The sequence below is a fragment of the Nitratidesulfovibrio sp. SRB-5 genome (genome assembly GCF_019931275.1).
In the GTDB taxonomy this organism is placed as follows: Bacteria; Desulfobacterota; Desulfovibrionia; order Desulfovibrionales; family Desulfovibrionaceae; genus Cupidesulfovibrio.
This window is the reverse complement of the sequence record NZ_JAIOTY010000001.1, coordinates 1,298,521-1,320,810: the sequence shown is the minus strand read 5'-3', so window position 1 is coordinate 1,320,810 and position 22,290 is coordinate 1,298,521. Positions and strand designations below refer to the sequence as shown.

Genomic DNA, 22,290 nt, shown 5'->3' with positions numbered 1-22,290 from the left:
GAATGCGGGCCCGGCCGCAAGCGCATCACGCGGTCTGCCGCGGCAGACCGCTACGACGCCTCGCGCACGATGGCCTGCTCCCGCCGCAGCGGACACCACGTGGGGCGGTCCAGCGCGATGTCCAGCGGGCGGTACTTGGGGGTGGAAAGGTTGCAGCGGGCGGGTTCGCCCTGGCTGCAGAAGGGGCAGTCGCTGCACTTGCGGACGACTATGATCATGGTGGTATCCTTGATGCCGCGTGTCGGCGCGGGCTACAGCATGTTGACCGGATCTAAATCAAGTGAAATGCGCAGGTGGCCGATGCCCGGCGTGGCGCCCGCAGCGCCGAACAGAGACCGGATGCTCGGCCAGTCGTCGGCCTTCAGCAGGCACTGGAAACGCTTGCGCCCGCGCAGCAGCGGCAGCGGCGAAGGGGCAGGCCCCAGCACCTGCACGCCACGCTCGCGCCCCTGGGCGCGCACCGCTGCGGCAAAGCGGGCCAGTTCCTCCGCCCCGCCCGTGAAATCCATGGGATAGCTGATGCGCACCAGCGCCAGCCGCACGAACGGAGGGTACCTGCGCCGCTGACGGATGGCAATCTCGTGGGCGTAAAAGCCCTCGTAATCGGTCGTGCGCACGAAATTCCAGCAGTAGTGGGAAGGATCGCGGGTCTGGATGAACACCCGGCCCGGCTTTTCGCCGCGCCCGGCCCGCCCGGCGGACTGCACGAGCAACTGGAAGGTGCGTTCCGCCGCGCGATAGTCCGGCAGGTTCAGGCCAAGGTCGCCGTCGGCCACCACGGCCAGGGTCACGTCCGGAAAGTGGTGCCCCTTGGAGAGCATCTGGGTGCCCACCAGCACCTGCGCCTCGCGCCGGGCAAAGGCCCCCAGGATTTCCTCCATCCGGCCCGGCCTTCTGGTCGAGTCGCGGTCCAGCCGCAGCACCTTGCCTCCGGCGGGCAGGTGCGCCGCCAGGGTTTCCTCCAGCTTTTCCGTGCCTTCGCCCATGGGCAGGTAGTGCATGCACTTGCAGTTGGGGCAGGTGGCCGGATACGGCACCGAATGGCCGCAGTAGTGGCACACCAGCCGCTCGCGCCCCTTGTGGTAGGTGAGGCCGATGTCGCAGTGCGGGCAGCGGGCCACGGTGCCGCAGTCCAGACAATACATCAGCGGGGCGTAGCCGCGCCGGTTCAGCAGGATCACCGCCTGCTCGCCGCGTTCCACCGTTTCGCGCAGGGCCGCGCCGCTCCGGGCGGCCAGCACGGAATCGGTGGAGGAAAGATCCTTGATGTCAACCAGTTCCACGTCGGGCAGGGTGCCGCCACCGGCCCGCTCGGGCAGGGTTGCCATGGGCAGGCGCCCTTCGTGCATGGCGTGGAAGGTCTTCACGTCCGGCGTGGCGGAACCCAGCACCAGCAGTCCCGCGCCCTGCCCCACCCGGAACCAGGCCACTTCCTTGGCCTGATAGGCCAGTCCCTCGTCCTGCTTGAACGAGGTGTCGTGCTCCTCGTCCAGCACCACCACGCCAAGGTCGGGCGCGGGCAGGAACAGGGCCGAGCGTGTTCCCACCACCAGGCACGGCTCGCGCCGGGCCGCCAGCGCGCGAAAGGTGCGTTCGCGCTGGGCCGGTCCCTGATAGCCGTGAAAGAAGAACAGCGGCGCGCCGGGCAGCCGTTCGTTGACGTCGCGGCGCAGCTTGCAGGCCAGGGCCACTTCCGGCGCCAGCAACATCACCGAACGGCCCCGCGCCAGGCATTCGCGCGCAAGGTCCAGGTACACCGCCGTCTTGCCGCTGCCGGTCACGCCGTACAGCAGGCGGTGTTCCGCGCGCGGACCGTCCAGCGCGGCCAGAAAGTCGTCCAGAGCCATGCGCTGGTTCGCGTTCAGTTCGAACGAAGCATCCGGCGGACCATACAGACAGGCCGGGCCTTCGCCCTCGGCGGCCTCGTCGCAGGCGCATTCGCCGTCGTCGCGCCGGGTCACCGCCACAAGGCCGCGCTTCAGCAGCCCCTCCAGCGCCGTGGCCGATGCGGCCCCAAGGTCGCGCAGCATGGCGCGGCGGCTGGCCGATCCCTTGTCCCACAGGTATTCCAGCAGTTGCACCTGGCGCACGGCGGAAGGCCGCACCGGCCACGGCGGGTCCGCCGTCACCGCGCACAGTTCCGCGTCGGCGGCGTCCTCGGCCTTGTCCAGCACCTCGCCCCGCCCATCCATCCAGGCCTGGCCCAGGCGGTGCAGGGCGGAAGGGTCCTTGTCCGCCAGCGGCACAAGGTCGCGGAACTTCAGCGTGCGCGCCCTGCCGTCCTCGAAAAAGCGCAACCGCACCTGGGTGGTACGCAACCCCACGGGCAGGAAGTTGCCCAGTATCTGGCCTTCGCTCACCGCCTGCCGCAGCGCCAGTTGGCGCACCATGTCCAGATACCCGGCGCCCAGCAGCGGCTCGCGCTCCAGCGGCCACAGCATGGGCCGGGGCACCACGCCTTCCGGCAGCGCCCCCCCGCCTGCCGCCGCGTGCGTCTCGTCGTCCAGCAGCACGCCCACGCGCACCGCGCCGTTGCCCAGCGGAACCGCCACCCGCGTGCCCCGACGCCACGCCTGGGGCGGCAGCCACGACGGCACGGCGTACGTCAGCGTGGCGTACGGCGGACTGAGCAGCGCGACGGCGCGCAATGATGAGGCGGCATTGGTGGACATGGCGCAGGGGGTACCAGGGAAGGGACAAGTACAAGAAGAAAACCGGGGGGCGGAAACTCCTCCCCCCGGCCATGGCTCACGACATTCCGGAATACCCGGAAACTACGTGCCGCTGTACGGCAGCAGCGGCTTGAGCTGGCGCACCAGTTCGTCGCGCAGTTCTTCGTCCTGCAGGGCGAAGTAGATGTTGGCGGTAAGGTATTCCGCCCAGTCGCCCGCGTCGAAGCGCATGCCGCGAATTTTCACGGCCAGCAGGCCCCGGTCGTCGGCCAGCATCTGCAAGGCGTCGGTAAGCTGGATCTCACCGCCGTGGCCGGGTTTCATCTGCTCAAGGCAACGGAAGATGTCCGGGGTCAGCACGTAGCGGCCCACGATGGCCAGACGCGAAGGAGCCTCGCCCAGCTTGGGCTTTTCCACCAGCTTGTTGACCTTGAAGATGCCGGGGGCGAATTCCTCGCCGGAGATGATGCCGTAGCGGTTCACCTTGTCGGCGGGCACTTCCATCACCCCGATGACGGGCAGCCGCTCGGAGGCGGCCACGTCGATGAGCTGCTTGATGCCCGGCGTCATGCCGAACATCAGGTCGTCGCCCACCATGACGGCGAAGGATTCGTCGCGCACCACGTCGCGGGCGCACAGCACCGCGTGGCCAAGGCCCAGCTGCTGCTTCTGACGGATGGAGATGATGTTGACCATCTCGGCCACCTCGCGCACCTGCCGCAGCATCTCGGTCTTTCCGGCGCGCTCCAGCACGCCTTCCAGTTGCAGGTTGTAGTCGAAGTGGTCCTCAATGATCTTCTTGTCGCGGTTGGTGACGAAGACCACGTCCCCGATGCCCGAGCGCATGGCCTCTTCGACCACATACTGCACCACCGGCTTGTTGTAGACCGGCAGCATTTCCTTCGGGATGTTCTTGGTGGCGGGAAGCGAACGGGTACCCCAGCCGGCGACGGGAATGACGACCTTGCGGATGTTCATGGGGTGGCTCCTTTGGAATGTGTCGTCGTGTCGGCCTGCGTCGGAAAAGCACGATCGGAAAGACGGCCCGCACCATCGCCGCCAGACAACCGAAGCGGCAACGATTCGCAAACAGGGCCCGCTTGCGAACTAGCGCAGGTGCTTCTGCACCGTCTCCGCCAGCAGCGAAGCAAGCCGCTTCACCTGCTCGGGATCCTCGCCCTCCACCATCACGCGGCAGACGGCTTCCGTGCCCGAGTAGCGCAGCAGCACGCGGCCCCTGTCGCCCAGTTCCGCCTCGACCTTGGCCACCCCGTCGAGCACGGGCTGGCACTGTTCGAAGGGAATCTTCCGCTCCACATGAACATTGATAAGCTCCTGCGGGAAAAGCTGCAACTGGCCCGCCAGTTCGGACAGGGGCCGGTCGCGCTCGCGCATGATGCGCAGGATCTGGAGCGCCGCCATCAGGCCGTCGCCGGTGGTGCCGTGGTCCATGAAGATCAGGTGGCCGGACTGCTCGCCGCCAAGGTTGGCGCCCTCGCGTCGCATGGCCTCGACCACGTAGCGGTCGCCCACAGGGGTGCGCAGCAGCTTGCAGCCGCGCTCCTTCATGTACACTTCGAGCGCCATGTTGCTCATGACCGTGGCCACAAGGGTGTTGTTGCGCAGTGCGCCGCGCCGCAGCATGTCGTCCGCGCACAGGGCCATGATCTGGTCGCCGTCGAGCACGGTGCCCTTCTCGTCCACCACGATCAGCCGGTCGGCGTCGCCGTCCAGTGCCAGCCCCACGTCGGCGCGGGTTTCCAGCACCTTGCCGGCGGCAACGCCGGGGTACAGAGACCCGCACTGGTGGTTGATGTTCAGGCCGTTGGGCTCGGTGCCGATCTTGATGACTTCCGCGCCCAGTTCCTCGAGCGCAAGGGGGGCCACCTTGTAGTTGGCGCCGTTGGCGCAATCGAGCACCACGCGCATGCCATCCAGGGTGAGATGCGCGGGAAAGCTGTTCTTCAGGTAGACGATGTACCGACCGGGAGAGTCCTCGATCTTGGCGGCGCGGCCCACGCGTTCGGGAACGGGGTAATCCCACTGCCAGTCGGGGTCCAGCACCATGTCGGTGATCTTGTTCTCCATCTCGTCGGGCAGCTTGAAGCCGTCCTTGTCGAAGAACTTGATGCCGTTGTCCATGAAGGGATTGTGCGATGCGGAGATGACCACGCCAAGGTCCGCCCGCATGTTGCGGGTCAGGAAGGCGATGGCGGGCGTGGGCAGCGGGCCGACAAGGTAGACGTCCATGCCCGCGGCGCACAGGCCCGCCGTCAGGGCCGACTCGAACACGTAGCCGGAAAGGCGGGTGTCCTTGCCGATGACCACACGGTGGCGGCGGTTGCCGTTGCGAAAATGGGTGCCCGCCGCAAGGCCCAGACGCAGGGCCACGTCGGCGGTCATGGGATAGATGTTCACCTGGCCGCGCAGGCCGTCGGTGCCGAACAGGCGTTTGCCCATCTGCGAATCCTCTCTGGATTGTGCGTTGGCGGCCAGCGCCGCCGGTGCGCCTGACTACAGTATTTGCGGGGGTTGTTCAATGGTCCGCCGGGGACCGGACGGTACGGGACAGGAACGTAACCGGACCAGCCCAGGCCGGGACTGGCCAGCACCGGCCTGGGCTGGCGGTACTGGGCCAGAACAGGCCGGAACAGGCCGGAACAAGGCCAGAGCAGGGCCGTAAGCACACCGCGAGTGACAGGGCCAACCCTGCCACCCCAAACGGACTACTTGCGAAAGGTAACGTTCACCGTGTCGGGCGAAATGTCCTTCAGCCGCACCCTGTCCGGCAGATCCACCCGCACGGGCAGCTTCTCCTGCCCGGCGCCGGTGCCCTCGGGCACTTCCGCGTACACCCGGATGGCACGCAACGTCTCTGCGTCGGCGGCCACGGAGGTGGGCATTTCCAGCAGCAGCGTGACCGTGCGCGGCGACACCTGCGCCCGCAGGCCGTGCGGCGCCTGCACCGCCACCTCGCGCTTGAGGGTGGTTTCCTTCATGCGCAGGGCCGTATCCAGCCGCACGGACACGGTAGGGGGCATGGATTCCGTGGCTTCGGGCAGGGTGGGGGTGGCCTGCACCTCCACAGTGCCCGCCTGGTCCGGCGCCGGAGCGGCCACGGCCACCTTCACCTTGTCGATGCGCGACACCAGCGATTCCGGGCCGCGCAGGTGCACTCTGGCGGGGGTCACCTCGGTCTTGTCGATGCGCACGTCCACGGGCATGGTGCCGTTGATGTCCACGGCCACGGGCACGTCCTTTTCGACGATGGCGTCCACCTCCAGCGTCAGCCGCGAGGGGGTTATCTCCACCACCTCGAAGGCGCGCGCCTCGGGCAGCTTTTCCGCCGTCAGGGGCACGATGTTGGTGCCGCGCTTCAGGTTGCTGAGGTCGATGGCGTAGCTCATGTCGCGCGCGGTCATGACGCGCACGAGGCCCTTTGGACCGCGCACGCGGACGCTGACCTTGTTGACCAGCCCTTCGCGCACCACGAGATTCTGGGGGATGCCCTTGAATTCCAGCCGCACCTCGCCCACCACTTCCACCCGCTCGCGCCCGGTGACCATGTACCACAGGGTGACGGCCATGACGAAGGCCATGACGGCGTACTGCCAGTTGGAACGCACCGCTACTTCTCCAGGATGTTCTTGAGCACGCGCTTCAGGCGCGTGGCATCGAGGCTGGTGGTCAGCTTGCCACCCACGGCCACGGTGACGGCCCCGCGTTCTTCGGAAACCACCACCGCCACCGCGTCGCTTTCTTCGGTAATGCCAAGCGCGGCACGATGCCGGGTGCCGAAGTCCTGCCGGTCCACGGTGGCCAGGGGCAGGATGCACGCCGCCGCCGCCACCTCGCCCTTGCGAATGATCACCGCGCCGTCGTGCAGGGGGGTTTTGGGAAAGAAGATGGTGATGAGCAACTCGCGCGAAAGCGCGGCCCCCAGCTTCACACCGCGTTCGATCATGTCGCCCAGGGCCACGTTGCGCTCGATGACGATGAGCGCGCCGATCTTGCGCTGGGCAAGGTACAGCGCGGCGCCGATGATCTCGTTCAGGGCGTCGTCGGCGGTGGTCTTCTTGCGGAAGAAGCTGCGCGCCCCCATGTCGGTGAGGGCCTGGCGGATGTCGCGCTGGAACAGCACGATGATCACCAGGAACAACGAGCCGAAGAAGCTTTCCAGCAGCCACCCCAGCGTGTACAGCCCCAGCTCGCGCGAGACGAAGTAGGTGACCACCAGCAACAGCAGCCCGTAGATGGCCGACACGGCGCGCGTGTCCTTGACCATGACGATGATGCGGTAGAACAGCGCGGTGACCAGCGCGATGTCCAGCAGGTCGCGCCAGTTGGCGGTGACGTTCTCCAGGCCCAGCATCAGTTCTCCGTGCGTGGCGCGGGGGCCATGGCTTGGGTGAGGCGCAGGGTGCGCACGGTTTCCGCCACGTCGTGCACGCGGTGGCACAGCACCCCGCGTGCGGCCAGCAGGGCCGTGGCAACCTGGGTGGCGCCCGCCCGCTGTCCGTGGCCAAGGTCCAGCAGCCCGCCGAACAACGACTTGTTGGAAAGCCCCATCAGCACGGGGCGGCCCAGCGCGTTGAAACGCTCCATCTGGCGCAGTATCTCGAAATTGTGTTCCGTCAGCTTGCCGAACCCGATGCCGGGATCAAGCAGGATGCGCGATTCCGGCAGCCCGGCGCGCACCAGCATGTCCATCTTTTCGTGAAAGAAGGCCAGCAGCGCGTCCATCACGTTGGCGTAGGCCGGGGCATCCTGCATGGTTTCCGGCCTGCCCAGGCTGTGCATCAGCACGTAGCCGGGCTTGTAGTGGGCCACCACGTCGAGCAGGCCGGGGTCGAAGGCGCAGGCGGAAATGTCGTTGATGATGTCCACGCCTTCGTCCAGCACCGCCGCCGCCGTGCCCGCCTTGTAGGTATCGACGGAAAGCAGCGGCGCACCGCCGGGGCGAAGGGGGGCGGCCTGCCGGTCCGCGTCGGCAGCGTCTGCCTCATCTGGCGCCGGGCGGGTTGCGGTATCGTTTCCGGCACGGTCCGCCATGTGGGCCGCATACCCGTCGCGGATGCCCCGCACCACGGGCAGCACCCGCGCCAGTTCTTCTTCCAGCGGCACCGCATCTGCGTAGGGCCGCGACGATTCACCGCCGATGTCCAGCACGTGCGCGCCCTCCGCCACCAGGCGCAGGGCGTGGGCCACTGCCGCCTCGTGGGTGACGTAGCGCCCACCGTCATGGAACGAGTCCGGCGTGACGTTGACGATGCCGAACACCACAAAGGGATGAGGGGGGGCGGGCGTCACCGCCCTTCCCCCCCTTACGGTCCAGATGGCCTGTTGCGCGTGGCCGCAAGCCGTCGTCATCGGCGCCCCGCGCCACCGTTGTGGTCGTCGTTGCCGCCGGGGCCACCGGCGCCGCGCTCGGCGGTGTCGTCGGACTCCAGGGTGAACTCGTCGCGCCCGGCGGCGTCAGACTCCGCGCTGGCGGGGCCGGGCTGCACGGCGGAGGCCGAGGGCGCTCCGGCGTTTCTGCCGGACGCGGGCTGCTCCCCCGCACGGACGGTTCCGGGGCGGTTGTTGGGCTTTTCCGGGGGCAGCTGTTCGCCGCGCATCAGCACGTCGATGTCGTCGCCGCTGATGGTTTCACGCTCCAGCAGGGCACCGGCGATGGCATGCAGCGAGTCGATGTTCCCTTCGAGCAGGGTGCGGCAACGCTGCCGGGCCTCCTCGATGATGCGCTTGACCTCGGCGTCCACCAGGCGGGCGGTTTCCTCGCTGAAGTTGCGGGAATGCGCCCATTCGCGCCCGATGAACACCTCTTCGCCCTGCTCGCCGATGTTCATGGGGCCGATGGCCTCGCTCATGCCCCATTCGCAGACCATCTTGCGGGCCATCTTGGTGGCGCGCTCGATGTCGTTGCCCGCGCCGGTGGTGATGTCGTTGAACACCACCTCTTCGGCCACGCGGCCACCCAGCAGCAGCACCAGGTTGTTCAGCAGGAACGTGCGCGAGTAGCCGTGGCGGTCGCCTTCCGGCAGTTGCATGGTCACGCCCAGGGCGCGGCCACGCGGGATGATGGTCACCTTGTGCACCGGGTCGGAGCCGGGCAGCAGCTTGGCGGCCAGGGCGTGGCCCGCCTCGTGGTAGGCGGTGATGCGCTTTTCCTCGTCGCTCAGGATGAGGCTGCGGCGCTCCTTGCCCATGAGCACCTTGTCCTTGGCGTACTCGAAGTCGCCCATGTCCACGGTGTCCTTGCCCACCTTGGCGGCCTGCAAGGCGGCCTCGTTGACCAGGTTCTCCAGGTCCGCGCCCGAAAAGCCGGGCGTGCCCTTGGCGATGATGTCCAGTTCCACGCCGGTGGCCAGAGGCGTGCGGCGGGTGTGCACTTCAAGGATGCGCTTGCGGCCACGCACGTCGGGGGTGGGCACCACCACCTGGCGGTCGAAGCGGCCGGGGCGCAGCAGCGCCGGGTCCAGCACGTCGGGCCGGTTGGTGGCGGCGATGAGGATGACGCCCTCGTTGGATTCGAAGCCGTCCATTTCCACCAGCAACTGGTTCAGGGTCTGCTCGCGCTCGTCGTGCCCGCCGCCAAGGCCGGCGCCGCGCTGACGGCCCACTGCGTCGATTTCATCGATGAAGATGAGACAGGGCGCGCTTTTCTTGCCCTGCATGAACAGGTCGCGCACGCGCGATGCGCCCACGCCCACGAACATTTCCACGAAGTCGGAGCCGGAAATGGAAAAGAACGGCACGCCCGCCTCGCCCGCCACGGCACGGGCCAGAAGGGTCTTGCCGGTGCCGGGAGGGCCGACCAGCAGCACACCCTTGGGGATGCGCCCGCCAAGACGGGTGAACTTGCGCGGGTTGGACAGAAACTCCACCACTTCGCTCAGCTCTTCCTTGGCTTCGTCCACGCCTGCAACGTCTTCGAAGGTGACGCGGGCCGATTCCGGGGTGATCATGCGGGCGCGCGACCGCCCGAACGACATGGCCTTGCCCCCGCCGCCCTGCATCTGGCGCATGAAGAATATCCACACGCCGATCAGCAGCAGCATGGGGAACCAGGAAACCAGCAGGGTCATGTACCAGGGAGCTTCTTCCTGCGGTTCCGCCTTCACCTCGACCTTCTGGGAAATGAGGCGGGTAACCAGTTCGGGGTCGTGCGGGGCATAGGTCTGGAACGCCTTGCCCTCGGAGCTTTCGCCCGTCAGCTTCTGGCCCTGGATGGTCACGCGCAGCACCTCGCCGCGTTCGACCTTCTGGAGGAATTCCGTATAGGTAAGACGCGCCTGCGTCCCCTGTGGCTGATTGAACATGTTGAACAGGACGACCATCAGCAACGAGATGATTGCCCAGAGAATCAGATTGCGCGAAAACTGGTTCAAGTCTGGCCTCCGTGCGGAAGTGAACGTCCGTCGTGCGGACGATTTCTCCTTTTTAAGTCGTCGGGAACTATTTGACAATGCGCGCGGGCGCACTTTCCCTGCCTTTTCGTGCCGCCGGGCAAGGTATCCGGATTGCCCCCCCCTCGATCCGGCGCTCAATCCGGCTCTCGAGCCCTACCTTTCACTGTCACCGACCGTTGGTCATCGGCAGTCGGCCATCGGAAGTCGGGCACCGGAAGCCAGCCATCGGAAGCCGGTTTGACCTCGCAGCCCATGCACCCCGCGCTTCCGCGGTTTCGCCCCCCCATCCGGCCATGCCCCGGGCACGCATCCCGTCTTGCCGTGCCACATCGATTCTGCTAGATACGCCGAACCCCTGCGGAAGCGTTTCGTCACCGGTGTGGCGCCCGGTCTTCAAAACCGGTGGTGGGCAGAGATGTCCATGGTAGGTTCGACTCCTATACGCTTCCGCCAGCCATCAAAAGCCACAGAAATGGCTTGAAAAATATCGATGGCGCGGTGTTCCGCTTGTCTGTATCCACATTTGGGATACACACCGGACCCCGCGCCATGCCTCGTTCCAAAGCCCCGGCATCACCCCGCCCTTCCAGCGGCGACGTCTCGCCCCCCCGTCCAGCCTTCTGGCTCACCTGACCACGACGACAACACCCCGCCGCCATCGGCCAGACGCAGCGCCTCCACCACCGCCGCCATGCTGCGGCGCGAGGGCTACGCGGTCTCGCCGGAAGACGAGCGGGGCGCGGCCTTCCCCAAGGCATGCCACATCCGGAAGATCGCCGAAACGGTCTACCTCAAGCAGATCGCTTCGCAGCACTTCACGGGCAATCTTATGGACTCCCGGTGGTGGCCCCCTGCCGCTCGGAGGGAGCAGGAATGAACATTGCGGCCTGCGCCTCCACTCTTTCCGGCACACACTGATCACGTGCTGCAAGGAGCACAAGCCGACCCGCGAGGCGGTCAAGGCCGACCGGCCACACCGGTCGCGCAGATCAGACTGACATCGCGGTGCGCCATGAAGGGAAGCGCTCTCCCGCTGCCTTGTTCGTGGAGGTCACCCAGCACATCGACTGGCACGAGGAGCTTGATCTATCACGGATGACGGTGAGCACGTGGGCATGGGCAAGCGTACATGTCAGTATCCAGCCTCTTCGATACTCTCGCATCCTGCAAGCGAGAGCGCCCAGCCTGCGCTAATCGCGTGGGCAACCCTAATGGTCGCGCTCATAAGACGATGGAATGAAGTCGCTGAATGACCCTAACAGTTGCCGTGCGGTGCCATCTCTAATCATTTCTCGAAATGCAGCAGCAAGCGGAACAACCAAATCCTTGTGCCTTACATTAACAACATGATATGATTTAACTACAACACCATACCTACCCTTGCGCATACCAGATGAAGACTCATCCTTAAAAAAACCTTTTACAACTGATTCTGAAGTAAACACGGCATCCGCGCGACCAGATTGCAGCATTTTTATTCCATGCTCCAACCCAGGAACAAACACTGGATTCATTCCAAAACTTTCAAGTATCGAAGCGGAAATTATCTCACCACGCACGCAGGCAACACGCAATGACTTAAAATCATCAATATTATATTCAGAAAATTTATCGTTCACAAAAAACATCGTATACAATGAACGCAACAAAGGCTCAGGAACGACAAGAAGATTTTCATATTTTGCCACAGCGTGCTTTGTTCTCACAGCACTGGCATCAATCTCACCGTCATTCGCAAGGGAAATATCTCGCATTGGTGGTGAGTACTTGAACACAACACTCATGCCAACTCGCCTATACGCCTCGCCAACAAGGGCTTCCAATTCAGGGATTCTACGCTCTTCACCATGCATGTACGCCACCCCAACAACATATTGGTCAGCATCGGCAATGGCATCCCGCACGATCACAAGGCTGAGCGCAAGAAGAAGAGAGATGACACTGAACTGCACGCGCATAAATACACATCTCTTGTATAATTTTTCACCATAACGCACCAATCAAACACGAACCGCCCCCCCATAGCACACACCATTGCCACTGTCTTTTATTACCACATCAGCATCGATGAACTTTTTACAATCGCCCCCCCCGCTGCGCCCTGACGAGATCGCCGACCATATGGAGCAGTACCGCGCCCGATTCTCCACATTCGACAGCGTCGTGGGGGCGGCCATCTCCAGGCGGAATCGGTTGGGGACGTTCGTCGTGGAGGTCTTCACGGCAGGTACCATGCCCCCGGCGAAAGAATACCCGCCACTCTCGATCAGGCAAGCCGCCGCGCAGATGGTCGCGGCGCAGTCCCCCCCCCAGGCCATCCTCATGAGCAGGGCGGCCCTCGCCCGGCCTTCCGCCTTGCGGTGCGTCGAACAACGAGCAACGACGGCCCTTCTCCACACACGTCACCCACTCAAGGGCGGCGCAGGGATTGACCGTCGCCATCGTCATTGCTCGTGGCAGATTACCGGCTCTTCAGTCCGACGAAGGCTTCCGGCTTACCAAGAACACTGTCCACGACCCGGCGGACATCTCCAAGGCATCACCTGCCGGAAGGGTTTGCCTCGGCACATCGGCATGTCCCACCCTGCTTCTCGTGGACAATACGGTCAAGGATCGTCGATCTACCGTTTCGGATGACATCTGCCTTGATGTCGGCTGCCGTGTAGCCAAAGCAGTAGCAGATTAGTTCAGCGTCCAAACTACTCCCTCCCCTTGGTCGCGTGGCACATTGGTGAACCATGCCACCTGCACCCCGCCCTCGTGTTCAATGGCTTCGGCATCCGCTGCACCGACGACAAGTTCGTGAACCTGACCGACCTCTGGAAGGCCAGAGGCGCGACCCGTTTCTACGGCCCTTCTGAATGGATTCGCATGGAATTGACAGTCGCAGGCCGACAACCTTCCGACATCGCCAGGCAAAGCTCAGGCCACTAGCGTGTTCTACACGCTTCCGCCACGAGCCCAAGGCCCCTTTTCCGGGGCCCTTTTCATTGCCCGCGCGCCGGATACCCTGACCGGCTCGTGCACCCGGCACAGCGGCGGACCGGCATTATAGAAAAACACCATCTTCCATATCCGCAACGCCTTACACAGCCCTCCCACCAAGGCAGCACGCGCGAAAACCCGCGCCAGGGGAGGGCATTGTCATTTGCGACGCTTCTGCTATGACACGCCGCCAGTGGCGCCATCGGCCCGCCGATACCGCAGGTGGCGCGCCCCTTGTCAGCCCGGACGTCCGACCGGCCCGAATATACCGCACAGTTCACCAACAGGCCCGCCATGTCATCATCCCCAGCACTTTTCCGCCGCCAGTCATGGCGCCCCCGCCCCGGATGCGCCTTGCCATACGGGCTTGCCCATTCCATACACGGCGTACTGGCGGGCCTGCGCTTCCCGACTGTCCCGCCAATCCTGCCAGCTCTGCCAGTCAGGGCAGTCAGGGCCGTCAGGACAGTCATGACAGTCCTGTTCACGCTGACCGTACTGTCCGTGCCCTCCCCCTCCACCGCGCTGACAAGCGACGGCGCCGCATCACCCGCCGACGACACCCGCGACGGTGCCTACCTGATGGTGAACACCGTGTACCCGCCCTACGCCATGGAACTCGCCGACGGCAGCGTGGGCGGCACGGCCACCACCCTTGCCGAAGAACTGTTCCGTAGGCTGTCCCTTCCCGTACGGCAGCGATTGCTGCCCTGGAACCGCGTGTTGCGCATGACAGAGGACGGCGCTGCCGATGGGGTGAGCTTGCTGGCCCACGCCCCCGAACGCGATGCGACCATGGCGTTTTCCGTGCCGGTGGCCGAGGCGCACCAGTCCTTCTACTACGCCAGCCCCACCCATGACGGTTTTGCCTGGCAACATTACGAAGACTTGCGCCCCTACCGCATCGGCCTGGTGCAGGGATACACGTATTCACCGGAATTCCTGGCCGCCGTGCAACGGCTGGACCTGGCCGTGGAATATTCCCCGTCGGACGAAAGCAACTTCGCCAAGTTGCGCAGCGGCCGCGTGGACCTGTGCCTGAGCAACGACCTGGTTGCCGAATCCTACCTTAACAGCCAGCAGCATCTGCGCTCCGCAGTGGGCAAGGCGGAACGCCCGGTGCGCAGCTACCCGCTGTACATGGCCTTTTCCCGCAGTTCGCCACTGGCCGGACGCCTGGCTGAAATCGATGCCGAAATCGGGCGGATGCACGAGGACGGAACCCTGCAACGCATTATGGATTCCGGAACGGTGCAACCCCGTTGACCCCCTCCCGCCACGGCATGCCTGTCCCCCCCATGCATGCGAGGCGGGGCCGCGCACCTTTTCCATTTCCATTCTTGCGGCAGCCCGAACCAACGCAACGCTCCGCATGCAAAATAAAAGGCCCGCCTGACCGGACATCCGGCAGGCGGGCCTTGTAATTGCTGCGTATCCGCGTGGTCACCGGCACGTGGCGCACGGGGCGCTCACGGCTGGCGCTGCCGCGCCGAAACTACCAGCGGGGCGGACGGGGAGCGCGGGGCTGGGCTTCGTTGACCTTCAGGGCGCGGCCACCGAAGGAGTAGCCGTTCAGGGCTTCCACGGCGCTGTTGGCGTCGGCGGCTTCCATTTCGACGAAGCCGAAACCGCGGGGACGGCCGGTTTCACGGTCGGAGATCAGCTTCACGCTGAGCACCTGGCCGTGCTGGGAGAACAGGTCGCGGATTTCGTCTTCAGAGGCGGAGAAAGGCAGGTTGCCCACATACAGAGACTTGGACATCAGGAAAACTCCTTGCAGGGAAAATGAGGGGGTTCGCTCGTGCGAAAGATCGGGCAGAAACTCTGTAGGTGGGATGCCTATCGACTCGCCGAAACTCTTGCCACAAGCCCATGCCGATCCCGACGCACGGCACACCCGGAGCATCGACCGACATGATTGGAGAATTAGTCGGAGTTTTTCGAGCGGTCAAGTAGAATCTGTCGCAATTCCGCCTGAAAACGCTTGTCCATGGCCCCGCTACCCCAATTCTATATCCGCAGCCCCATCAAAAGACTGCGCTACTGTCCCACTCCGGCGGGGCCGATTGTCAGTTCGGCGGCACCGGGCGCGGCTGGCACGGCTGGCGCGTTGCCGGTTTCGGGATCCGCGCCATCGGCGATCCGGGGCTGCCCGCCCCTGGCCAGTTCCGCCCAGGCGGTCACGATATGGGCGTAGGCCGCGCGCCGCTGCTCAAGCTTCGACAGGTTGCGCGCCGCGCGCACGGAATACTTGATGGTGGCGCGGGTTTTGGCTGCCTCGCGCACCACCGCCTGCAACACGTCCTCGCGCGGTTCGGGGTGGTACATCACTTCGGCGGCGGTGATGGCCACGGCAAACTTGCCCGCCTCCAGCGCGCGCGAGGCGGCCAGGGTCAGCGACTGGTCGCGTGCGTCCTTGTAGTACCTGCCGCTGGCGGCCTGGGTGACCATGGCCATCCATTCGTTGTCCGACGCCGTCTCGTCCGCCGTGTTCAGGGACGTTACCTCGGCCACGAGTTCGGCGGGCAGCAGGGCCGCTCCGTCGTCCCCCTGCTCCATCACCTGGCCGGTGCCGGGCAGCAGGCCGGAGACGGAAAGCAGGTTGTACAGCGCCCAACTGAACAGCACGGCCAGCAGCAGGGCGGGAATGAGCTTCTTGTTGCGTTGCATCGGATTCCTTGTGCGCTCCGCCGTGGCGCAGGCCAGGCGGAGCATTTGCGTCGGGCCGCCCCCCCTGTGGGAAGGCGGCCCGCTTTCGGACGGGTTATCGGCAATCTGGTCCGGGCGGCCTCAGGGCCTCTTCGCGCCATGAGGATTCCCACTGCCAGGGAAGAATGGTCTTTTGCGGAGGGAACATGCCCTGCTGCATTCGCCAGGAACAAAAACTCGTTCTGACGACGGCAGAGGCCGAAAGGGCCACGGCGTGGCGTTACTCTTCCAGCCAGCCGGACAGCTCCGCCAGTTGCGCCGCCACGGACGCGGGCCCGGTGCCGCCGGGCATCTCGCGCCGGGCCACCGCAGCAGCCGGGTCCAGCACGGCGTAGACGTCGTCACCAACGCGGTCGCAGATGCCTTGCAGGTCGGCCAGAGGAAGTTCTTCCAGCGTGATGGACCGCTCTTCCGCCAGGGCCACGGCGGCCCCGGTCAGGTGGTGCGCCTCGCGGAAGGGTATGCCCTTGCCCACCAGATAGTCGGCAAGTTCTGTGGCGTTCAGAAAGCCCGCACGCAGGGCTGCGCGCATGCGTCCTTCGTTGAAGCCCAATTCGCGCAGCATGCCCGCCATGATCTCCAGCGACGCCGACACGGTGCGATCGCAGTCGAGGAACGGTTCCTTGTCCTCCTGCATGTCGCGGTTGTAGGTCATGGGCAGACCCTTCACCGTGGTCAGCATGGCGGTCAGCGCGCCGTACACGCGGCCCGTCTTGCCGCGCATGATCTCGGCCACGTCGGGGTTCTTCTTCTGGGGCATGATGGACGAGCCCGTGGCGTAGGCGTCGGGCAGCCGCACGAAGCCGAAGGCCGGGTTGGCCCAGATGATGATTTCTTCGCACAGCCGCGACAGGTGGGCCATGATGGTGGCCCCGCAGAACAGCGATTCGAGCACGAAGTCACGATCGGACACGGCGTCCATGCTGTTGCGGAAGGTGCCGTACATGTCCAGCTGCTCGGCCACGTACGCCGGGTCCAGCGGGTAGGTGGTGCCCGCCAGCGCCGCCGCGCCCAGCGGGCACACGCGCGTCCGGCGGTCGCAGTCGGCCAGGCGTTCGGCGTCGCGGCGCAGCATCCATGCATAGGCCAGCAGGTGGTGGCCAAGGCTTACCGGTTGGGCGGGCTGCATGTGGGTGCAGCCGGGCAGCAGCGTGTTGGCGTGCTCGCCCGCGCGCTCGGCCAGCACGGCCACCAGGTCGCGCGCAAGGCCGCGCCAGGCGCGGATGCGGTCGGACACGAACAGGCGGAAGTCCAGCGCCACCTGGTCGTTGCGGCTGCGGCCCGTGTGCAGCTTCTTGCCCACGTCGCCCACCAGTTCGGTGAGGCGGCTTTCGATGTTCATGTGCACGTCTTCCAGCTCGCGCCGCCAGACAAAGGTGCCGCCCTCTATCTCGGCCAGCACCATGTCCAGACCTTCGACGATGCGTGCGGCCTCGTCCGCCGTCAGCACGCCCTGCTTCGCCAGCATGCGCGCATGCGCCTTGGAACCCGCGATGTCCTGCGCGTACAGGGCGCGGTCGAACGACACGGACTGGGTGTATTCCTCGACCAGGGCGGCGGTGGCCTGACGGAACCGCCCCCCCCACATCTTCTTTTCGGCCATTGCTGGGAGACCCTTGTTTAGAGATGAGGGGGAAGAGGTACCGGGGGAAGGGACCCTTTGAAAAGGGTCGCCTTCCCCCGGGCCCCCATCCCCCCAAACTTTTCATTACGGGGCGTGCAGGCTCGGGGTGGGGACCGTGTCCCCCCTCGCTAGCGGCGTCGCCTAGTCCTTCTTCACCCGCTGCGCGTAGCCGCGCACGCGCAGGCCCTGCAACTTGATGAAGCCCGCGGCATCGGCGTGGTCGTAGGTGGCGCAGTCTTCGAAGGTGGCCAGGTCGTGGCAGTACAGGGTGTTGGGCGAGGTGCGGCCCACGGGGCAGGCGTTGCCCTTGTACAGCTTGAGGCGCACGGTGCCGTTGACGGTTTCCTGCGTCTTGTCGATGAACGCCTGCATGGCCTCGCGTTCCGGCGCGAACCAGAAGCCGTTGTACACGGCCTCGGAGTAGCGCGGAATCAGCTGGTCGCGCAGGTGCATGGATTCGCGGTCCATGCAGATGCCTTCCAGGTCGCGGTGGGCGATGTGCAGCACGGTGCCGCCGGGGGTTTCGTACACCCCGCGCGACTTGATGCCCACGAAGCGGTTTTCCACCATGTCCAGGCGACCGATGCCGTGCCTGCCCCCGATGGTGTTCAGGGTGCGGATGATGGAGGCCGGGCTCATGGCTTCGCCGTTGACGGCAACCGCATCGCCCTTCTTGAACTCTATGGTGATGTATTCCGGCGTGTCCGGGGCCTGTTCCACGGGCACGGCCATGACGTGGCTGTTGGGGCCGGGTTCGCACCACGGGTCTTCCAGCTCGCCGCCCTCGAAGCTGCAATGCAGCATGTTGCGGTCCATGCTGTACTGCTTGGACGAGGTGGACAGCGGTATGCCGTGCTGTTCGGCAAAGGCGGTCAGGTCGGTGCGCGAGCGCAGGTCCCAGATACGCCACGGGGCAATCACGTCCAGGTCCGGGGCCAGGGCGTTGACGGCAAGCTCGAAGCGCACCTGGTCGTTGCCCTTGCCAGTGGCCCCGTGGGCCACGGCCTGCGCGCCTTCGGCGCGGGCGATGTCCACCAGGCGCTTGGCGATGAGCGGACGGGCAATGGAGGTGCCCAGCAGGTAGCGCCCCTCGTACACCGCGCCGGAGCGCATCATGGGAAAGATGAAGTCACGCGCGAATTCCTCGCGCAGGTCTTCCACGTAGGCGCGGCTGGCGCCGGTTCGCAGGGCCTTGGCGTCCACGCCGTCCAGGTCCTCTTCCTGCCCCAGGTCGGCGGTAAGGGTCACCACCTCGCAGCCGTAGGTGACGGCGATCCACTTCAGGATCACCGACGTATCCAGCCCGCCGGAATAGGCGAGCACGACCTTCTTGATAGCCTTGGCCATGTCGTTTCAGCCCCGTTATGCGATATGTTGTGCGGTATGCGTCGCGCGGCGTGTGCCGTGGCGCGGAGTTATTCCGAAAGCGCCCATTCCAGAATGGCCTTCTGGATGTGCAGGCGGTTTTCTGCCTGGTCGAAAATGATGGAGGCCGGGCTTTCCATGACCTCGTCGGTCACTTCCTCGCCCCGGTGGGCGGGCAGGCAGTGCATGAACTTGGCGTCGGGCGCGGCAAGGGCCATCATTTCGGTGTCGATGCAGTAGCCCTTGAAGGCGGCCTCGCGCTTCTTCTGCTCTTCTTCCTGGCCCATGGAGGCCCACACGTCGGTGTTCACGTAGTGCGCGCCCTCTACCGCCATGCGCGGGTCGTGCGTCAGGAATATCTTGGCCCCGGCGTTCAGGGCGTAGCCCAGCAGGTCGCGGTCGGGCTCGTAGCCTTCGGGGAAGGCCATGAACAGCTCGAACGGAAAGTAGACGGCTGCCTCGATCCACGAATTGGCCATGTTGTTGCCGTCACCCACCCAGGCCACGCGCACCGTGGACAGGTCGGGGGTGCGCTCGTACATGGTCAGCACGTCGCCCATGATCTGGCAGGGGTGCCCTTCGTCCGTCAGGGCGTTGATGACCGGGATGGAGCCGTATTCGACCAGTTCGGTGATCTTCGACTGCCCGAAGGTGCGCACCACCATGCAGTCCGCATAGCGCGAAAGCACGCGGGCGGTGTCGCGCAGGGGTTCGGAGCGGCCCAGCTGGCTTTCCGCCGGGGTCATGAAGATGGTGGAGCCGCCAAGGTGGCGCACCGCCATCTCGAACGACACGCGCGTGCGGGTGGACGCCTTTTCGAAGATGAGGATGGCGGTCTTGCCTTCCATGATCTTGCCCCGGTGGGCGGTGTCCTTCATTTCCTTGGCGCGTTGCAGCAGCTTCCAGGCGCCCTCGTAGCCGAGGTCCCTGATTCGCGTGAAATGTCTGGGCATGGCTCCATCCTTGTGTTGCGGCACTGCGAGACGTGATGCGGAAAAGGGTTTCCTAGCCTCAAAGCCCGCCGCTTGTAAAGAATGCGGCCCGGCGTGGGCCGGGAGGATGGATAACGGACCGGAGAAGACGCGGGAGGGACGATCCGGCAGGACGGGTCGGAGAAGGTGCGCGGTGCAGAGCGTATGGTGTCGTGAACACCATGGAGCGGAGGAAGGCTTGCCACGAAGACAGGCTTGCCACGAGCGCGGCACGGGCCGGATCGCGATCTACTTCCCCGCCGCCCTGCCCACGCAGATGGATGCCCGCACAAGGGCATGGTCCGAAAAGCGCCGCACGTATTCGGCATGGGTCAGCCCGGCCTCGAGGTCGGCGGGTTGCAGCACGGAAAAACCCGGCAGTCCGGGGCTGCCGCCTGCCCTGTCCGCGCCCGCCTGACCCACCGGACCCGCCTGACCCAGCGCACCCGCAGCATCGGCACATGCGGCGGCGAAGGCGTCTCCGTCGCCGCGCAGCAGGATGCGGTCGTACGGCTTGCGCGTCTTGCCGTGCGGACCGAAGAAGGTCGGCAGGTCGCCGGGGTTGCAGTCGATGAAGCCCTCGCCCGCCAGCGCCTGCAATGCCGGTTCGGTGTGATCCCGGGTGTTCAGGTCGCCCAGCACCAGCACGTCGCGCAGGCCATCGCTGGCCGCCAGCTTCCGCAGGCCGGGCAGCAGCAGGTCGCCTTCCATGGCGCGGGCCTGCATGGGCAGCGAGGTGACGCCCTTGCTGGCCTTCAGGTGCAGCACCACCACGCCGAACTCGCGGGTGCCCGGTCCGGCGTCGAATACGGTCAGGTGCGGCCAGCGGGCCAGCAGCTTCATGCCCTGATCCGGTCCCGCCGCCTGGCGCATGCGCTGGTCCAGATCCTTTTCCGCCGCCAGATCCACCGTGGCCGTGATGGCCTGCGGGGGGCGCTTCAACCGCAATGTCCGACCGTCCCAAGCCACGCCCACGCACTGCGTGGAGGTACGCACCGTGGGCCTGGAATGCGGCGGCACCCGCGCCGGAAACAGCAGGTACGACCACTGCGCGCCCCCCGCGTTGAGCCGGGCAAAGGCGCCATCCAGCACGGCGTTGCGCATGTCTGCGCCGCCGTCGGTCACTGCCGCTTCTTCCAGCGCCAACAGGTGCACGCCGCTGGCCCCGATGGCGGCGGCGATGTCGTCCGCTGTTTGCAGTCCGCCCACGGTGCGCCGGTCGGGCGTGCCCAGCCATTCGATGTTCCAGGCGCCCACCCGGATCACGGCTGCGCAGCCGAAAGCCGGGTCGGTCGGGACGGCAGCGGCTGGGGCGGCACAACCGGAGGCAGCGCCGACGGCGGGGGCCGCCGCACGGGCGAAGGGCATGGCGGGAGCGGACAGCAGCGCGCACAGGAACACGCATCCCAGACAGAGGCGGAGCAAAGGCAGGCGGAATCGCAACATACGGAGCGGACGCAGGGGGAACATCATGCAACCACGCGGGCGGAACATCGGCAGCCTCCTGCCGGGCCACGGGCACGGCGGCGCACACCATACGCCCGCACCCGATGGAGGAAAAGCGCCGCCCGCTCTCCCACGCCCCTGGCCCTATGCCCCCATGCCCCCATGCCCCCATGATTGACGCCCGCCCGCCCCTGTGGTGAAACCGCCCCATGAGCACCAGACGCAACGACACCGGCAAGCGCCCCGCACCCTCCACCCCGGATGCCCCCACCGTGCACACCGACCATGTGCGCGGCTACCGCAAGCGCACCGCCCGCCACCCGGACGAGGTGGTCTTTCAGGTGGTGGTGGAGGAAACCGACCTGTGGGTGACCGCACGGGCGGGCCTGTCGGGCCTGTCGGGCCAGCCCGGCCAGCCCGGCCAGCCCGTACAGCCCGACCTGCCGGACCGCATCGCCGCCTACGTCACCGAACTGCGTGGCCAGATCAAGGCGTGGATGCTGCTGGCGCCCGACTTTCGCACCAGCCTCGTGCCCGTGCCCACGCCCGCCAGCGCCCCGGAAGTGGCCCGGCGCATGGCTCACGGGGCCGACATCGCCGGGGTGGGCCCCTTTGCCGCCGTGGCGGGCACCGTGGCCCAGATGGTGGCGGAACGCTTTGCCCCGGTGTCGCCGGACATCATCGTGGAGAACGGCGGGGACATCTACATCTGCTCGCAACGCGACCGGGTGGTGGGCCTGCTGCCCGATCCGGCCAGCGGCGAGATGATCGGCGTGGTGGTGAAGGCCTCGGACTGCCCGGTCTCGCTGTGCTCGTCGTCGGCCACCATCGGCCATTCGCTGAGCCTTGGCGTGGGCGACATCGCGGCGGTGCGGGCGCGCGACGCCAGTCTGGCCGACGCGGCGGCCACCCTGTTCGGCAACATGCTGCAAGGGCCGGACGACGTGGCCCGCGTGACCGAACGCGCCGCCGCCATGGCCCATCTGGGCATAGAGGGCGTGTACGCCCAGTGCGGCGGGCGCGTGGGGATTTGGGGGAACATGGAACTGGCCGTGGCATGACCTGCACCACGCAAGGCCCTTGGCGAGCGTGAACACAGGGGACAC

Annotated in this window: 17 protein-coding genes and 1 tRNA gene; 3 read left to right on the top strand and 15 right to left on the bottom strand. The window is 66.0% G+C overall.

From position 1 onward, the window contains the following. Positions 1-50 precede the first annotated feature (50 nt). The 8 genes from K6142_RS05255 to ftsH all read right to left on the bottom strand — a co-directional run bounded on the left by K6142_RS05255 (position 51) and on the right by ftsH (position 10,063). The gene (locus K6142_RS05255) at positions 51-218 is read right to left on the bottom strand and encodes a hypothetical protein (RefSeq protein ID WP_012611231.1); all 168 of its coding nucleotides are present in this window, start codon (positions 216-218) and stop codon (positions 51-53) included. Positions 219-251: 33 nt separating this feature from the next. Then, positions 252-2,672, bottom strand: a complete 2,421-nt coding sequence (gene priA, locus K6142_RS05250) for a primosomal protein N' (protein ID WP_190243647.1) — start codon at positions 2,670-2,672, stop codon at positions 252-254. 102 nt (positions 2,673-2,774) lie between these two features. Then, a complete protein-coding gene (gene galU / locus K6142_RS05245) occupies positions 2,775-3,650 on the bottom strand; it encodes a UTP--glucose-1-phosphate uridylyltransferase GalU (RefSeq protein WP_012611229.1) in 876 nt (291 codons plus the stop codon). 129 nt (positions 3,651-3,779) lie between these two features. Beyond that, complete coding sequence (gene glmM, locus K6142_RS05240) at positions 3,780-5,132, bottom strand: phosphoglucosamine mutase (RefSeq protein ID WP_190243646.1); 1,353 nt, start codon at positions 5,130-5,132, stop codon at positions 3,780-3,782. 266 nt (positions 5,133-5,398) lie between these two features. Then, positions 5,399-6,298 (bottom strand): YbbR-like domain-containing protein, encoded by a 900-nt coding sequence (locus K6142_RS05235; protein WP_190243645.1) that lies wholly within the window; start codon positions 6,296-6,298, stop codon positions 5,399-5,401. Between the two features lie 2 nt (positions 6,299-6,300). Next, entirely contained in the window at positions 6,301-7,044 is a 744-nt protein-coding gene (gene cdaA, locus K6142_RS05230; protein WP_012611226.1) for a diadenylate cyclase CdaA, read from the bottom strand. Then, the gene (gene folP, locus K6142_RS05225) at positions 7,044-8,042 is read right to left on the bottom strand and encodes a dihydropteroate synthase (protein ID WP_190243644.1); all 999 of its coding nucleotides are present in this window, start codon (positions 8,040-8,042) and stop codon (positions 7,044-7,046) included. The genes cdaA and folP overlap by 1 nt, the downstream gene beginning before the upstream one ends. Then, a complete protein-coding gene (gene ftsH / locus K6142_RS05220) occupies positions 8,039-10,063 on the bottom strand; it encodes an ATP-dependent zinc metalloprotease FtsH (protein WP_190243643.1) in 2,025 nt (674 codons plus the stop codon). Before ftsH ends, folP begins: the two co-directional genes overlap by 4 nt. Before the next feature lie 380 nt (positions 10,064-10,443). Here ftsH and K6142_RS05215 point away from each other — a divergent pair. Then, positions 10,444-10,537: transfer RNA gene (locus tag K6142_RS05215), tRNA-Sec, on the top strand. Between the two features lie 755 nt (positions 10,538-11,292). On the opposite strand, the gene K6142_RS05210 is transcribed toward K6142_RS05215, so the two are convergent. After that, a complete protein-coding gene (locus K6142_RS05210) occupies positions 11,293-12,042 on the bottom strand; it encodes a substrate-binding periplasmic protein (protein WP_190243642.1) in 750 nt (249 codons plus the stop codon). 1,498 nt (positions 12,043-13,540) lie between these two features. Here K6142_RS05210 and K6142_RS05205 point away from each other — a divergent pair. After that, positions 13,541-14,335 carry a substrate-binding periplasmic protein gene (locus tag K6142_RS05205; protein ID WP_190243641.1) on the top strand — a complete coding sequence of 265 codons (795 nt, stop codon included), beginning with the start codon at positions 13,541-13,543 and terminating at the stop codon, positions 14,333-14,335. Positions 14,336-14,564: 229 nt separating this feature from the next. Here the strand turns inward: K6142_RS05205 and K6142_RS05200 are convergent, their stop codons facing one another. The 6 genes from K6142_RS05200 to K6142_RS05175 form a co-directional block, all read right to left on the bottom strand. Next, on the bottom strand, positions 14,565-14,831 hold the full coding sequence (locus tag K6142_RS05200) for an RNA recognition motif domain-containing protein (RefSeq protein ID WP_012611219.1): 267 nt from the start codon (positions 14,829-14,831) through the stop codon (positions 14,565-14,567). A 278-nt stretch (positions 14,832-15,109) separates the two neighbouring features. Next, entirely contained in the window at positions 15,110-15,739 is a 630-nt protein-coding gene (locus K6142_RS05195; RefSeq protein WP_190243640.1) for a hypothetical protein, read from the bottom strand. A gap of 259 nt (positions 15,740-15,998) precedes the next feature. Next, positions 15,999-17,381: an argininosuccinate lyase gene (gene argH / locus K6142_RS05190; RefSeq protein WP_190243639.1), complete on the bottom strand. Its 1,383-nt coding sequence runs from the start codon at positions 17,379-17,381 to the stop codon at positions 15,999-16,001. Positions 17,382-17,543: 162 nt separating this feature from the next. Beyond that, the gene (locus tag K6142_RS05185) at positions 17,544-18,749 is read right to left on the bottom strand and encodes an argininosuccinate synthase (protein ID WP_190243638.1); all 1,206 of its coding nucleotides are present in this window, start codon (positions 18,747-18,749) and stop codon (positions 17,544-17,546) included. A 68-nt stretch (positions 18,750-18,817) separates the two neighbouring features. Beyond that, complete coding sequence (gene argF, locus K6142_RS05180; protein WP_190243637.1) at positions 18,818-19,720, bottom strand: ornithine carbamoyltransferase; 903 nt, start codon at positions 19,718-19,720, stop codon at positions 18,818-18,820. Between the two features lie 267 nt (positions 19,721-19,987). Further along, the gene (locus K6142_RS05175; RefSeq protein ID WP_190243636.1) at positions 19,988-21,139 is read right to left on the bottom strand and encodes a hypothetical protein; all 1,152 of its coding nucleotides are present in this window, start codon (positions 21,137-21,139) and stop codon (positions 19,988-19,990) included. Positions 21,140-21,393: 254 nt separating this feature from the next. Here K6142_RS05175 and K6142_RS05170 point away from each other — a divergent pair, with 254 nt between their 5' ends. Continuing rightward, a complete protein-coding gene (locus K6142_RS05170) occupies positions 21,394-22,245 on the top strand; it encodes a UPF0280 family protein (RefSeq protein WP_223290212.1) in 852 nt (283 codons plus the stop codon). The last annotated feature ends 45 nt before the right edge of the window (positions 22,246-22,290 follow it).

Excerpts from the sequence above, each read along its gene's own strand:
- K6142_RS05255 (WP_012611231.1), bottom strand. The coding sequence starts at position 218 with ATGATCATAGTCGTCCGCAAGTGCAGCGACTGCCCCTTCTGCAGCCAG.
- priA (WP_190243647.1), bottom strand. The coding sequence starts at position 2,672 with ATGTCCACCAATGCCGCCTCATCATTGCGCGCCGTCGCGCTGCTCAGT.
- galU (WP_012611229.1), bottom strand. The coding sequence starts at position 3,650 with ATGAACATCCGCAAGGTCGTCATTCCCGTCGCCGGCTGGGGTACCCGT.
- glmM (WP_190243646.1), bottom strand. The coding sequence starts at position 5,132 with ATGGGCAAACGCCTGTTCGGCACCGACGGCCTGCGCGGCCAGGTGAAC.
- cdaA (WP_012611226.1), bottom strand. The coding sequence starts at position 7,044 with ATGCTGGGCCTGGAGAACGTCACCGCCAACTGGCGCGACCTGCTGGAC.
- folP (WP_190243644.1), bottom strand. The coding sequence starts at position 8,042 with ATGACGACGGCTTGCGGCCACGCGCAACAGGCCATCTGGACCGTAAGG.
- K6142_RS05210 (WP_190243642.1), bottom strand. The coding sequence starts at position 12,042 with ATGCGCGTGCAGTTCAGTGTCATCTCTCTTCTTCTTGCGCTCAGCCTT.
- K6142_RS05205 (WP_190243641.1), top strand. The coding sequence starts at position 13,541 with ATGACAGTCCTGTTCACGCTGACCGTACTGTCCGTGCCCTCCCCCTCC.
- K6142_RS05200 (WP_012611219.1), bottom strand. The coding sequence starts at position 14,831 with ATGTCCAAGTCTCTGTATGTGGGCAACCTGCCTTTCTCCGCCTCTGAA.
- K6142_RS05195 (WP_190243640.1), bottom strand. The coding sequence starts at position 15,739 with ATGCAACGCAACAAGAAGCTCATTCCCGCCCTGCTGCTGGCCGTGCTG.
- argH (WP_190243639.1), bottom strand. The coding sequence starts at position 17,381 with ATGGCCGAAAAGAAGATGTGGGGGGGGCGGTTCCGTCAGGCCACCGCC.
- K6142_RS05185 (WP_190243638.1), bottom strand. The coding sequence starts at position 18,749 with ATGGCCAAGGCTATCAAGAAGGTCGTGCTCGCCTATTCCGGCGGGCTG.
- argF (WP_190243637.1), bottom strand. The coding sequence starts at position 19,720 with ATGCCCAGACATTTCACGCGAATCAGGGACCTCGGCTACGAGGGCGCC.
- K6142_RS05170 (WP_223290212.1), top strand. The coding sequence starts at position 21,394 with ATGAGCACCAGACGCAACGACACCGGCAAGCGCCCCGCACCCTCCACC.